General features: G+C 55.2%; 13 protein-coding genes. 8 read left to right on the top strand and 5 right to left on the bottom strand.

The window, feature by feature from the left end; all coding sequences use genetic code 11:
• Positions 1–4 precede the first annotated feature (4 nt).
• Positions 5–358, top strand: a complete 354-nt coding sequence (locus tag V2154_RS19440; protein WP_353503503.1) for an MmcQ/YjbR family DNA-binding protein — start codon at positions 5–7, stop codon at positions 356–358.
• A 4-nt stretch (positions 359–362) separates the two neighbouring features.
• On the opposite strand, the gene V2154_RS19435 is transcribed toward V2154_RS19440, so the two are convergent.
• Positions 363–1,292: a pyridoxamine 5'-phosphate oxidase family protein gene (locus V2154_RS19435; protein WP_353503502.1), complete on the bottom strand. Its 930-nt coding sequence runs from the start codon at positions 1,290–1,292 to the stop codon at positions 363–365.
• Between the two features lie 33 nt (positions 1,293–1,325).
• Positions 1,326–1,946 carry a glutathione S-transferase family protein gene (locus V2154_RS19430; protein ID WP_353503501.1) on the bottom strand — a complete coding sequence of 207 codons (621 nt, stop codon included), beginning with the start codon at positions 1,944–1,946 and terminating at the stop codon, positions 1,326–1,328.
• 100 nt (positions 1,947–2,046) lie between these two features.
• Between V2154_RS19430 and V2154_RS19425 the strand changes: the two genes are divergently transcribed.
• Positions 2,047–2,943, top strand: coding sequence for a LysR family transcriptional regulator (locus tag V2154_RS19425; RefSeq protein WP_353503500.1), 897 nt, complete (start codon positions 2,047–2,049; stop codon positions 2,941–2,943).
• Between the two features lie 55 nt (positions 2,944–2,998).
• Here the strand turns inward: V2154_RS19425 and uvrA are convergent, their stop codons facing one another.
• The gene (uvrA, locus tag V2154_RS19420) at positions 2,999–5,854 is read right to left on the bottom strand and encodes an excinuclease ABC subunit UvrA (protein WP_353503499.1); all 2,856 of its coding nucleotides are present in this window, start codon (positions 5,852–5,854) and stop codon (positions 2,999–3,001) included.
• A 287-nt stretch (positions 5,855–6,141) separates the two neighbouring features.
• Here uvrA and ssb1 point away from each other — a divergent pair, with 287 nt between their 5' ends.
• The 3 genes from ssb1 (at position 6,142) to V2154_RS19405 (ending at position 8,680) form a co-directional block, all read left to right on the top strand.
• Positions 6,142–6,678: a single-stranded DNA-binding protein SSB1 gene (gene ssb1 / locus V2154_RS19415; RefSeq protein ID WP_353503498.1), complete on the top strand. Its 537-nt coding sequence runs from the start codon at positions 6,142–6,144 to the stop codon at positions 6,676–6,678.
• 169 nt (positions 6,679–6,847) lie between these two features.
• Complete coding sequence (locus tag V2154_RS19410) at positions 6,848–7,762, top strand: type II toxin-antitoxin system PemK/MazF family toxin (protein ID WP_353503497.1); 915 nt, start codon at positions 6,848–6,850, stop codon at positions 7,760–7,762.
• Between the two features lie 342 nt (positions 7,763–8,104).
• Positions 8,105–8,680, top strand: a complete 576-nt coding sequence (locus V2154_RS19405) for a DUF1349 domain-containing protein (RefSeq protein ID WP_353503496.1) — start codon at positions 8,105–8,107, stop codon at positions 8,678–8,680.
• A gap of 15 nt (positions 8,681–8,695) precedes the next feature.
• Here V2154_RS19405 and V2154_RS19400 read toward each other — a convergent pair whose 3' ends face one another.
• Entirely contained in the window at positions 8,696–9,181 is a 486-nt protein-coding gene (locus tag V2154_RS19400) for a hypothetical protein (protein WP_353503495.1), read from the bottom strand.
• Positions 9,182–9,333: 152 nt separating this feature from the next.
• Between V2154_RS19400 and V2154_RS19395 the strand changes: the two genes are divergently transcribed.
• Both V2154_RS19395 and V2154_RS19390 read left to right on the top strand, forming a co-directional pair.
• Entirely contained in the window at positions 9,334–10,791 is a 1,458-nt protein-coding gene (locus tag V2154_RS19395) for an aldehyde dehydrogenase family protein (protein ID WP_353503494.1), read from the top strand.
• The gene (locus V2154_RS19390; protein WP_353503493.1) at positions 10,791–11,747 is read left to right on the top strand and encodes an AraC family transcriptional regulator; all 957 of its coding nucleotides are present in this window, start codon (positions 10,791–10,793) and stop codon (positions 11,745–11,747) included. Before V2154_RS19395 ends, V2154_RS19390 begins: the two co-directional genes overlap by 1 nt.
• Before the next feature lie 3 nt (positions 11,748–11,750).
• Here the strand turns inward: V2154_RS19390 and V2154_RS19385 are convergent, their stop codons facing one another.
• The gene (locus V2154_RS19385) at positions 11,751–12,644 is read right to left on the bottom strand and encodes a LysR family transcriptional regulator (RefSeq protein WP_353503492.1); all 894 of its coding nucleotides are present in this window, start codon (positions 12,642–12,644) and stop codon (positions 11,751–11,753) included.
• Between the two features lie 139 nt (positions 12,645–12,783).
• On the opposite strand from V2154_RS19385, the gene V2154_RS19380 reads away from it, so the two are divergent.
• Positions 12,784–13,527 (top strand): SDR family oxidoreductase, encoded by a 744-nt coding sequence (locus tag V2154_RS19380; RefSeq protein ID WP_353503491.1) that lies wholly within the window; start codon positions 12,784–12,786, stop codon positions 13,525–13,527.
• Positions 13,528–13,756 lie beyond the last annotated feature (229 nt).

The following is a 13,756-nucleotide window of genomic DNA, read 5'->3' as shown; positions in this document are numbered from 1 at the left end:
AAAAATGACCAATGAGGAATTACTCGATTATTGTTTGGGGAAGCCGGGCGCGGAGGCCACGCAGAATACCCAGCGCGGTGCTAACCAAATTAAAGTGGCGGACGTGATGTTTGCCATGTTCTGCGAATGCAACGGGCGGCAGGCTATTTCGCTCAAAACCAGTGCCGAATTGGCCGACGACTTGCGGGCCAAGCACGACTGCGTGATCCCCGGCGATAAGCTGAATAAGGCGCACTGGAACACCATTTATATCGATGGCGACTTGCCGGACTCGCAGTTTTACTACCTGATCGACGGCTCCTATCAGCTGGTGGTAGCTTCTCTGCCTGAATCAGCGCGCCACGGTTTAAGCGCGTAGCGCATTACCACTGCCCGGTGCCGAGCGAGGCGGGTGAATACTCCACGTTACGCCCGCGCCAAGGCAGTGCCTGACGGAAACGCCACGCCCGCTGGACATCGACACACCAATAACGCTGGGCTCCTTCGGGGCCTTTAATCGTTTCTGGCTGCCAGACAATCTCCGTGGTGCCCTGCAAGTGCAGAATATCGCCATTGTCGAAGTCGGGAAACAGCAGGGCGGCGCGCGGTTTCGCCAGAAGATTACCCAGCGTATTCATAAACTTATTGCCAACGAAGTCGGGGATCCACAGGCGATTGCCGTCTATCTTCACAAAGCCCGGCTGCCCGCCGCGATGGGAGACATCCGCGCCGCCCTGAGCCTTTTCACTGTAGGCGTGAGAAGCCACAAACAGAGTGTCGGCGCGGTGGATCAGCGCTCGCGCTTCATCATCTAACTGGGCTAAATCCTCTCTGGCGGCAGGCGGCGTTGCGCTGTCCACGGGGTAGATCTCGCGGATCTGAATGTATTTCGGGCAGTTGCCGAAGCTTTGATCGACGGCGATCTCAATACGGTTTTTATCCATCCGGCCGATCCGCCCGTTGGCTCGGTTACGGCGGCGGTTGGAGAAGTCGATGCCCAAAATACCGATCTCTTTACCAGAAAACATGGCATTCAGCGCCGGGTCATCCTGCCGACGCGGGGCGTTAATGCGCAGATGCGTGTCGTCCGGCGAGCTGACAAAGCCCGGTGGGCCGGTGAAGAGCGTCGCCAGCGGCCAGCCTTCATCATCAATGGTGGAAGCCAGCAGATAGGGCAAACCGGCGAAAAACGTCCGGTGCTGCTCTGGCATGGCGGCGCGGATTGGCGCGCTGGTGATATCAAACTGCGCCAAGGCCTGCGCCCGGCGTTCATCAGGGTGAAAAACATCATTCACGGCTAAGGATTCGCTCATTTTCCACCCCGACTTTTCTTCTTAATGTGGCCGTTACATCACTTCAGCAGGCAGCGCCAGCTCTGGCTGTGGCTGGTAGCCGGGCAGCTTTTCAATGCGGGCTAGCCAGCGACGAATCGACGGATAGTTGACGAGCGAAATGCCGCCCTCTGGCGCGGTTTTGACATAGCAGGAGCAGGCCAGATCCGCGATAGTCGCTTTATCGGTCGCCAGGAATTCATGCTGGCGCAGGTGCTCTTCCAACTGGGGCAAAAACTTGCGTGCAACGGCAATCGCCGCGTCGTAGTGCTCCGGCGCTTTGAACTGCGTCACCATGCGGGCAGACGCCACGCCGTAGCGGATCTCACCGGCCGCTTTCGACAGCCACTGTTGCACCTGGGCGGCTTCGACCGCGTCTTCCGGCAGCCAGTGGCTGTTCGGCGCATAGCGTTTCACCAGATAGACCAGAATGGCGTTGCTGTCCGTCAGCACCACCTCGCCATCGACCAGCACGGGAACTTGCGCCATCGGGCTGAGCTTTTTGAATTCGTCGGTTTGGCGCAACGCCGCCGGCGCATCGATGGATTCGAACGGCAGGCTGAGCATGTTGAGCAGTAACACCACGCGGTGGCAGTGACCAGACAGCGGGGTTCCGTAAAGTTTAATGTGGGGCATGGTGATTCTCCTTGTTCGGGTTAACTCCAGATTACTCTTGCAACAAACAAAGTGAATCCGCCAATATTGAAATATACCCTTGCAGTAAATGGAATAATCTATGGACCGTTTGGACGAGCTGGAAATTTTCGTGGCGGTGCTGCAACACGGCAGTCTGGCCGAGGCGGCGCGTAAAACGCGGCGCTCTGCTCCCGCCATCACCCGCGCCATCGCCTCACTTGAGCAGCGATTTGGTGCGCGATTGGTTGAACGCACCACGCGACGCCTCGCGCCGACCGAGGCCGGGGCGCGGTTGGCGGAAAAGGCCCAGTTGCTGATTGGGCACTACCAGGATGCCCTGCTCGACACCGCCGAAACCCAGCTCAGCGGCCTGCTGCGTATCACCGCGCCGGTGCAGTTTGGCCGTAAACACATTGCCCCGCTGGTGATGGAATTCCTCACGCTGCATCCCGATATGCAAATCGAAATGCTGCTCAATGACCGCAATGTGGACCTGATTGACGAAGGTCTGGATTTGGCGATTCGCATTGGGCATCTGGAGGATTCGGGCAAGGTGGCACGCAAGGTGGGGGAGGTGACTCGCATGCTAGTGGCGAGCCGCGAATATGTGGCGAAGCACGGCCAGCCGCGTGAACCCGCCGAGTTAGCCGAGCACCAAATCATCCTCAGCACTTTAAAATCCCCGCGCCGGGAGTGGCGTTTTGGCCCGAGGGAGGATGGCCTGCGCGTTAAGCTTTCGCCCCGTTTGATGTTTAACGAAGTGGAGTCCCAGCTGCTGGCGGTGCGCGCCGGGCACGGGATTGCACGCCTGCTGAGTTATCAGGTGGCTGATGATTTGGCTGCTGGGACCATGATGAGATTGTTGCCCAACGACGAGCCGCTGCCGATGCCGGTGCAATTGGTGGCGCAAAAGGTGGAAAGGATGCCGCGCAAGGTGAGGACGTTTTGGGATTTTGCCTGTGACAGGCTGGGGCAGTTACCGCAGATTCATACTTGATTTGAAGGCAGGAGGATCACCCCTTCTCCCAAAGCAGGAGAAGGGGTGAGAAGCATTAGGCCGATTTCTTGGCTTTCTGCTTGTGATGCTCAAGGATAGGCTTGAGGAAGCGCGCGGTGTGCGACTCTTTGCACTCCGCCACGGTTTCTGGGGTGCCGGAGACCAGAATCTCACCGCCGCCGCTGCCGCCTTCCGGGCCTAAATCGACAATCCAGTCCGCCGTTTTAATCACGTCCAGATTATGCTCGATAACCACGATGGTGTTGCCCTGATCGCGCAGCTGGTGCAATACCGCCAGCAGCTGCTGGATATCCGCGAAGTGCAGACCTGTGGTCGGCTCATCCAGAATATACAGCGTCTGGCCGGTACCGCGTTTTGACAGCTCGCGCGCCAGCTTCACACGCTGGGCTTCACCGCCGGACAGCGTGGTGGCTGACTGGCCGAGGCAGATGTAAGTCAAGCCAACGTCCATCAGGGTTTGCAGCTTACGCGCCAGCGCAGGAACGGCGTCGAAGAAATCACGCGCTTCTTCGATAGTCATTTCCAGCACTTCGTGAATGCTCTTGCCCTTGTACTTAATTTCCAGCGTTTCGCGGTTATAGCGTTTGCCTTTGCACTGGTCGCACGGCACATAAATGTCCGGCAAGAAGTGCATTTCGACCTTAATCACGCCATCGCCCTGACAGGCTTCGCAGCGCCCGCCCTTGACGTTAAAGCTGAAACGCCCCGGATTGTAGCCGCGCGCGCGTGACTCAGGCACGCCGGCAAACAGCTCGCGAACCGGAGTGAAAATGCCGGTATAAGTGGCCGGGTTAGAGCGCGGAGTTCGGCCGATTGGGCTTTGGTCGATGTCGATCACTTTGTCGAAGTGCGCCAGACCGTCGATTTCACGATAAGGTGCCGCTTCGGCGATGGTCGCGCCGTTCAGCTCGCGCTGGGCCAGCGGGAACAGGGTGTCGTTAATCAGCGTCGATTTACCCGAGCCGGACACGCCGGTGATACAGGTAAACAGGCCCACCGGCAGCGTCAGGGTGACGTCTTTCAGGTTGTTGCCCTTGGCACCAGACAGCTTCAGCACTTTGGTGGGGTCGGCCGGGACGCGTTTCTCTGGCAGCGCGATTTCACGTTTGCCGCTGAGGAACTGGCCGGTCAGCGAGGCTTCCACCGCCATGATTTGATCCACCGAGCCTTCTGCCACCACTTCACCGCCGTGGACGCCAGCGCCCGGACCGATATCGATGACATAATCTGCGGCGCGGATCGCGTCTTCGTCGTGCTCGACCACAATCACCGTGTTTCCGAGGTCGCGCAAGTGGATCAGGGTTTCCAGCAGGCGTTCGTTATCGCGCTGATGCAGGCCGATTGACGGCTCATCCAGCACGTACATCACGCCCACCAGGCCAGCACCAATCTGGCTAGCCAGGCGGATACGCTGCGCCTCGCCGCCGGACAGGGTTTCTGCCGAGCGCGAGAGAGAGAGGTAGTTCAGCCCGACGTTGACCAAGAATTTCAGGCGGTCGCCAATCTCCTTCAACACTTTCTCAGCAATCTTGGCGCGCTGGCCGCTGAGTTTCATGTTTTGGAAGAATTCCATCGCATGACCAATGCTGAAATCAGAAATCTGCGGCAGCGTGGTCTCCTGCACAAACACGTGGCGCGCTTCTTCGCGCAGGCGGGTGCCTTTACAGGACGCACATGGGCGGTTGCTGATGTATTTGGATAACTCTTCGCGCACCGCGCTGGACTCCGTCTCTTTATAACGGCGCTCCATGTTGTGCAGCACGCCTTCAAACGGATGGCGACGAATCGAGGTGTCACCGCGATCGTTAATGTATTTAAACTCGATAGTGTCCTTGCCGGAGCCGTGCAGGATGGCGTGTTTTACGTCGCTGCTCAGCTCGCTATAAGGCGCTTCCACGTCGAATTTATAGTGCTCGCCCAAGGAGCGCAGCATCTGGAAGTAGTAGAAGTTGCGGCGATCCCAACCACGGATTGCGCCACCCGCCAGCGAAAGCTCTGGGTTTTGCACCACGCGTTCAGGGTCGAAGAACTGCTGTACGCCTAAGCCGTCACAGGTCTGGCAGGCACCGGCCGGGTTGTTGAACGAGAACATGCGCGGTTCCAGCTCGCTCATGCTGTAGCCACAAATCGGGCAAGCAAAGTTAGCGGAGAACAGCATCTCGTCGGCTTTCGGGTCATCCATGTCGGCGACCACGGCGGTACCGCCGGACAGCTCCAGCGCAGTTTCGAAAGATTCCGCCAGACGCTGGGCGATGTCTTCGCGCACTTTAAAGCGATCCACCACCACTTCAATGGTGTGCTTTTTCTGCAACTCCAGCTTCGGCGGATCGGACAGATCACAGACTTCGCCATCAATACGGGCGCGGATGTAACCCTGCGCCGCCAGATTTTCCAGCGTCTTGGTGTGCTCGCCTTTACGATCTTTGATGATGGTCGCCAGTAGCATCAGGCGCTGGCCTTCCGGCTGCGCCAGCACGTTGTCGACCATCTGGCTGACGGTCTGCGCTGACAGCGGCACATTGTGGTCCGGGCAGCGCGGCTCACCCACGCGGGCAAACAGCAGGCGCAGGTAGTCGTGGATTTCAGTGATGGTACCGACCGTCGAACGCGGGTTGTGCGACGTGGATTTCTGCTCAATCGAAATCGCCGGAGAAAGACCTTCGATATGGTCAACGTCCGGTTTTTCCATTAAGGATAAAAATTGGCGAGCATAGGCTGACAGCGACTCAACGTAACGACGCTGGCCTTCCGCATAGAGAGTATCAAACGCCAGTGAGGATTTGCCTGAACCCGATAAGCCGGTGACAACAATCAGTTTGTCGCGCGGGATAATCAGGTTGATATTCTTGAGATTATGGGTGCGTGCGCCCCGAACTTCGATCTTATCCATTCATCATTCCCGGATTAACGTGATAGCTCACCGTGCCGATGGCCGTCGCTCAATCTGTATCGCGGCGGTCAACGAATCGGGCACAGAGAAAGAACATAACGGGCAATTATGACACAAAATAAATCTCCTCGCACAAGAAAACCTGAATGTATATCCAGTATCTTATGTAACAGGTGTCGAGTCGCTAAACATTTTCTGATTCTGTATTCCAGGTATTATATGCAATCATCGCGTGCTAAAATTCCTCGTTTATACTGTATAGAATTTAACTCATCAGGAGAGTCGACATGGCCAGCAGAGGCGTAAACAAAGTCATTCTTGTAGGGAATTTGGGTCAAGACCCAGAAGTCCGCTACATGCCTAACGGCGGCGCCGTAGCCAATATCACTCTGGCGACATCTGAAAGCTGGCGCGACAAAGCGACCGGCGAGCAGAAAGAAAAAACTGAATGGCACCGCGTGGTGTTGTTCGGCAAGCTGGCTGAAGTGGCAGGCGAATACCTGAAAAAAGGCTCTCAGGTTTACATCGAGGGTGCACTGCAAACCCGTAAATGGACCGATCAGGCTGGCGTTGAAAAATACACCACCGAAGTGGTTGTTAACGTGGGCGGCACCATGCAGATGCTTGGCGGTCGTGCCGGCGGCGGCGCACCTGCAGGCGGCGGTCAGGCTTCTGGCGGCCAGAGCGGTTGGGGCCAGCCTCAGCAGCCACAAGGCGGCAACCAGTTCAGCGGCGGTCAGCAAGCTCGCCCAGCTGCGCAAAACAACGCGCCAGCCCAGAACAATGAACCACCAATGGATTTCGATGACGATATCCCGTTCTGATTATTGATACTTCAATAATATAGCCTCTTTAAAAAGCGTTTCCTGAATTAGGAAGCGCTTTTTTAGAATGCGCGGTATTCTACCTTATTATTGAATCTCTTCTTATCGATGTTAGTAACGATTCCCCTTAATTCCTCATATTTTATTTAAAGGATCCCTATATTAAAAAATGAAGATTATATTTAAACATAACGATGGAACGTTACTTGGAGAAGTTACTCACTCTATTTTTTCAGAAATAGTCTTACCTGAATTTAAACAAGACTCACATGATGTTTTTGTAAAGCATAACTTTATTAAATATAAAGGAGTACTTAACTGGCAAGTTAAAAATGTCATCATAGATAGTGATGCTGTTTATATTTCACTAGATCAGTCAGATTTTTCAGCCTCCGTTGCAGAGTTCTCCGCATCTCAAAACAAAGACGCGGGTTATTATCTCAAGCCCTATCAAATAGTGGATGTTGAATTTGGCTTCTATTCTGAATTGTTCGATGGGCATAACGCGCCGCAGATTAACAACAGAGTGGGAAACGGGCTGATTAAAGGAGAGATGCACAAGAGGCGGCCGTGTATCGTTTTGCGAGAGCACCGAGGCTGCGTGCAGGTCATTCCTCTTTCAACCAAAATCAAGCTTGCTCACGACCCTTTGAATATAGAAGTCAGTCCAGAATCGTTCTCTTCACTTGCTGCTAGATATCGTGAGAAACCGTCTTTTGCGCTGTTAAATATGATTCAAACCGTTTCAACCCATCGAGTGTTTCCTCCCCGCAATGCGCGATCTAAGTACGAGCATAAATATCACCAATATAAGATCACGCAAAGCGATCGAGAGTTGATAAAGACTGCGCTGGCAGAACAATATAATCAGGATATTACATCGAGAATTGCAGTCTTAAAAACTGAGTTAGAAAAAAACAAAAAAGAAAAAGCTAAGTTATTAACTACAAAAAATCAGATCCTTGATGAGAAGAAGATTTTGAGTGCCGAAGTTGATAAATTACAGGCATTTATTCTTAAATTCGGCAGAGAAATGATGGGTGACGAAAAAAACTTAGATGAGATATTAAAGTATTACCCATAGATTAATGAATAAAGCCTGGCACTTCGGCTTGACCCTATCGTCAGATTGGCTTAAGATCAATTCAGTTTCAGGCTTGGGGGGGCGTATCACCCGACCATAGCGTCACGCAAAAGCGTTCTACTGTTTAGTGTTACGTGGATGCAGCTGATACAAAAGTAAATTGTGAAGGGCCGATATTTGATATCGGCCTTTCTGCTTTTCATATATCTACGAACCTGCCTGCCATGCCCTCGAGACCCGATTGTTCTGGTCACCGAAATGCTAAAAATACAATCCTTAAACAGACGCTTTGCCGTTTTCCCTCTATCCTTACCTTTTCACTCTTTAGCCCAGGAACAGCCCATGAATTCTACTCCTCGCTGGATTAACCCGCCGCAACAGTGGTCGGAGCAAGATGGCGTGCTGCGCGCCGTGACTGATGACACCACCGATTTTTGGAGCAATACCTGGTACGGCTTCAACCGTTTTAGCGGGCATGTTTATGGCTGGGACGTGGCAGAGGACTTCACCCTACAGGTGCGTGTGCGCAGTGATTTCACCACGCTGTACGATCAGGCGGGCATCATGGTGACTGCCGACGAGAGCCACTGGCTGAAGGCGGGCATCGAGTTCAACGACGGCCAACCGATGATTGGTAGCGTGCTGACCAATGAGAATTCTGATTGGGCGACGGGGATTTTTTCTGGCGATCCGCGAGATTTTTGGATGCGCGTCACCCTGACCGAAGGCTGCTTGCGGGTGCAATACTCCACGGATGGCCGGGTCTGGCCGCTGCTGCGTTTATGCCCATTCCCCGGCGCGAAAAGCATTCACGTTGGCCTGATGTGTTGTACGCCGCAGCGTGCCGGACTGGCAGTGGAATTCAGCGACATCAGCCTCACCAAAGCGTTGAAAAAAGAGCTGCACGACTTGTCGTAAATTCAGGTTGTAGACTTACAGCTCGAACTTCGCGCCTTGCACCACAATCTCTTCGAACTGCAAATGGTGCATGAATTCGCGCAGGATCAGCAGCGTGGCGGCGAAGTCATTGCCCTCGGGGATGCCTTCAAAGCTGGCCGGTCGGCCATTAATCACTAAGGCCAGACGATCAAAAGTGCGCTCCACGGCCTCCACCGACAGCGGCATCTGTTCATTTTCCGCCACTCCGGCCAGCCGCGCGATCGCACGAATGTCGTTATCACTGCTGCTCACTCGCGCCCCTGACGGGATGTCGTGGCGTACGCGCATCAGCTCGTCTTCCACCACCATAATGGCATTTTCCAGCTCGGCGGGCGTCGGCGGCGTATGGCGAAAATAGGCCAGCGATGTCAGCTCGGAACCCAGCGTTAGCGGCAAATGTAGGTCTTCGCGCCCGGCGGTGCGAACCGTGATGTCAGTCTGTTCAGGGCCAATATGCAGAAATACGCTAGATGTGGTCATCGCTCTTCATACTCCAATCGTTGATGATTCAACTTACTCCCGAACAGCAGGATTAGGCAATCCTTCCACAGTATCGGTCTATCGCTGATTTCTCTTCGCCACCTAACATGATTGTTCATTCACTGAGCGGCTTGGCCGCAGCGGAGTCATTCATGTCATCCCCAACGATAAAGCAGATCAATCAGATTTATATCAACGGCCAGTTTGTCACCCCGCACGGCAGCGAAGTGATGGACCTGATAAACCCGGTGACCGAGCAGGTGGTCACGCAGGTGCGTCTGGCGGATGAAGTTGATACCCAGCGGGCGATTGCCGCCGCCAAAGCGGCTTATGTCAGCTACTCCCAGACCAGCAAAGCCCAGCGTATCCAATATTTGCAACAATTACATGACGCCGTGCTGGCGCGGGCCGATGAGCTAGAAGCCGTGATGATCGCCGAATACGGCGGCGCAGGTTGGATGGCAAAAGGCACGGTGGCGCGCTCCTCCGGCGCTTTCCTGCAAACCATCAAGTTGTTGCAGGAGTATGATTTTGTTCGTTATGTCGGGCAGGCGAAAGTGGTAATGGAACCCATGGGCGTCGTCGGCCTGATCACGCCGTGGAACGCCAACTATGGCTTTATCACCAACAAAATGGCGACGGCTCTGGCGGCGGGAAGCACGGTGGTGATCAAGCCGAGCGAGCTGAGCGCGGCGCAGACGCAAATCATCACCGAATGCCTGCACGACGCCGGACTGCCGCCGGGCGTCTTCAATATCGTCACCGGGCGTGGCGACGTGGTCGGCGCAGAAATCACTCGCCACCCGGACATTGCCAAAATCTCCTTTACCGGTTCGACGCTGGTGGGTAAAACCATCGCGCGCGGCGCGGTGGACACCATGAAGCGCGTCACGCTCGAGCTGGGCGGTAAGTCGGCCAACGTGATTCTGCAAGATGCCGATTTGGAAAAGGCGATTCCTCTGGCGCTGACCATTGGCACTATCAATAACGGGCAGGCCTGTCTGGCCGGGACTCGCCTGCTGGTGCCGCAGAGCCGTTTAGAAGAGGTGAAAGCGCAGATTAAACGCACGATTGGTCAGCTTACCGTCGGCGACCCAGCCAAGAGCGATGTTTTCATCGGCCCATTAGTTACCGCCAAGCAGTATCAGCGCGTGCAAAACTACATTCGTCAGGGCGTGGCCGAAGGCGCAGTGCTGCTGTGCGGGGGCGAAGGGCGCCCGGAAGGGCTGGAGAGCGGCTATTTCGTCAAACCGACGGTGTTCGTCAACGTGACGCCTGAAATGACTATCGCCCGCGAAGAGATCTTTGGTCCGGTTATCTCAGTGCTGACCTACAATAACGTTGAAGAGGCCATCGCCATGGCTAATGACACGGTCTATGGCCTGCACGGCTACGTGAGTGGCCAGAACCTTGAGCAAGCGCGCTACGTGGCGTCGAAAATCGTCGCCGGGAGGGTGTTCATCAACGGCATGTACGACGTGCCCGATGCGCCGTTTGGCGGCTTCAAGCAGTCGGGCATGGGCCGAGAATTTGGCACCTATGGGCTAGAGGCGTATCTTGAGCCAAAGAGCATTGTTGATGACCAACCGGTAATAACGAGCAACGCATAATGAATCGACAGCCAGAGAGTCCGCCAAGAAGCCGTTCACATCTCGAGGATTCGCCGACGCTGCACAAGCTGCGCCAGCGGGTAACGGCCTGCTATGCCGGTCTCGACGCCAGTGAAGTGACGCTGCAAACCGCGCTGCCCTGGCTGTCTTTCATTCGCTACGCCGAGCCGACCGACATGAAGAAGGGCATGCTGGAACCCGCGGTGTGCATGGTGTTACAGGGTGGAAAGCGCGTGCTGATCGGCCAGGAAGTGACGGATTACGGTGCGGGCAGCTACGTGCTGGCCGCCATCGATATGCTGATTGCCGGGCAAGTGACGCGGGCGACGCAGGATGAGCCTTACCTTGGCGTACGCATTGACCTGAATATCCCGGAAATGGCCGACCTGCTGATCGACATGAAAGTCGCGCCGCCCACAGGGCAAGGCAGCAGCGTGGCGGCCTACGTGGCGCATTCTGACGAGCAGTTACAGGACGCTTTTTTACGGCTGATTAGCATGCTCGACAACCCGCAGGAGCTGCAGGCATTGGGCGGACTGGTGAAAAAGGAGATCTTCTACCGGCTGATCACTAACCCAAAATGCGATGCGTTTTACCACCACCTGCTTTCCTATTATCAGGGCAAAGGGGTGAGCGACGCGGTGATATGGATTAAACAGAACTTCAGCAAACCGCTGCGCATGGAGGAGTTAGCCAAGCTGGTGGGCATGAGCGTCTCCAACCTGCATCATCGCTTCAAGGCGCTAACGGCCATGAGTCCGCTGCAATATCAAAAGCAAATTCGCCTGCTGGAAGCGCGACGTTTACTGTTGGCGGGGGACCTCGACGCCGCCACGGCGGCTTTTCAGGTCGGTTATGAAAGCCCTTCGCAATTTAACCGTGAGTATCGCCGCTCTTTTGGCGCGCCGCCGTTGCAGGACATTGAACAGCTCAGGCTGGTCAGCATGGTGCTGTAACACTTACTGATTCCTGGCCGCAAACTCCTTCACCATCCAGTCAATAAACACCCGCACTCTTGGCGACAGCTGGCGGTTGCGCGGGTAAAGCAGGGAAACTTGCATCGAACCAGGGGGGAACTGCGGCAAAATCTGCACCAACGCGCCGCTTTGCAAATCCTCGGTTAAACCATATTTTGGCACCTGAATAATCCCCAGCCCGCGTCTGGCCGCTTCTTTCATGCTCTCTGCGCCGGTCACCGAAAGCGTGGTGGGTAGGGTCACAGAATGCACTTTCCCCTCGACGTTGAACACCAGTGGCAATAAGCCGCCGGTGGCGGTCGAGCGATAGCCAATCATCTGATGTCCCTGAAGATCTTCCAGCGTTTTTGGCGTGCCGACGCGCTGCAAATAATCAGGGCTGGCGCAGGTTATCTCTTCAAGCTGCCCCAGCGATCGCGCCACCATATCGCTGTCTTTTAGCTCCCCGGCGCGGATCACGCAGTCGATGCCTTCGCGTACCAAATCCACCAAGCGATCCCCTTCGCTCAGCACCATTTCTATGTCGGGATAGCGCGCCAGAAACTCCGGCAGGCCCGGCAGGACGAAGTAGCGCGCCATGGTGCCGTGCACGTCTACCCGCAAAATCCCCTTGGGCCGTGCTCCGGCAAAAGCCATCTCGGCCTCCTCGACGTCAGCTAAAATCCGCAAACAGCGCTGATAATAAGCTTCACCATCCAGCGTCGCGCTGACGTGGCGAGTGGTGCGCTGCAACAGCCGGACATTCAGCCGCTGCTCCAGCTGTTTGATGGCGTCGGTGACGGTTGAACGTTTTAAATCCAGATCCTGCGCGGCCTGGGTAAAACTGCGCAGTTCTACCACGCGGGTGAACAGCCGCATGCTGTCGAGTTTATCCACCTTTGGCTCTCTTTATTGTTCGAATTATTCGGATAGTGTTAACGAATATTAGGTAATTATTCGAAAAGTTCAATGGACTACTCTCTGTTCAACGGTGAGCAACGCTGCTGACTAATTAATCAATGACGAGGAAGAGAACATGACAACTACAACTCAAAACAAAGTGGCTTTAGTAACGGGCGCGTCACGGGGTATCGGCGCGGCGATTGCAGAACGTTTGGCGAAAGAGGGTTTCACCGTGATTGTGAACTACTCCCGTGGTGCTGAAACCGCTGACGCGTTGGTGCAGAGAATCGAACAGGCGGGTGGCCGCGCAGTGAGCGCACAGGCAGACGTGAGTGACTCTGCGGCTGTGGCAAAAATGTTTGCCAGCGCCGAGCAGGCTTTCGGCGGCATCGACGTGTTGGTCAATAACGCGGGCGTAATGCCGCTGTCGAGCATTGCTGATACTGACGATGCCACCTTCGACAGCCTGATTGATATCAACCTGAAAGGCACCTTCAACACCCTGCGCGAAGCGGCGAAAGGCATGCGTAACGGCGGCCGAATCATTAACTTCTCTTCAAGCGTGGTGGGCCTCTACCAGCCAACGTACGGCGTCTATGCTGCCACCAAGGCGGCGGTGGAAGCCATGAGCCGGGTGTTAACCAAAGAGCTGCGAGGGCGCCAAATCACCGTCAACTCGGTAGCTCCAGGCCCAACGGCCACTGACCTGTTCTTCAACGGTAAGTCAGAGCAACTGATTGAAACCATTTCAAAAGTGGCTCCTCTGGAACGTCTCGGCCAGCCAGAAGATATTGCCGCCGTGGTTGCTTTCTTGGCTGGTCCTGATGGTGCATGGATCAATGGCCAGACGCTGCGCGCTAATGGCGGCATCATCTAAATCCCCTTCATCCCCGTCATACTTCGAGTTGTGGGGTGTTGGCTGCGCTCGCTCACCCCGGTCACATGGATGGCCGCACCGAGCTGTTCCGCCGTATTGGGTTGGAAGATTTGTTGAAGCCTGCGATGTAAGAGCGTTTATTGCAGAATTTTATCTGAAGGCAGATCTGATATTTAAATGATAAAGCCCGTCACTGCATAGTCAGCGGCGGGCTTTATTGCGTATACTC

Source organism: Ewingella sp. CoE-038-23, from assembly GCF_040419245.1.
Lineage (GTDB): Bacteria > Pseudomonadota > Gammaproteobacteria > Enterobacterales > Enterobacteriaceae > Ewingella > Ewingella allii.
The sequence above is the reverse complement of the archived record's forward strand: the minus strand, read 5'-3'. Positions and strand labels throughout refer to the sequence as shown.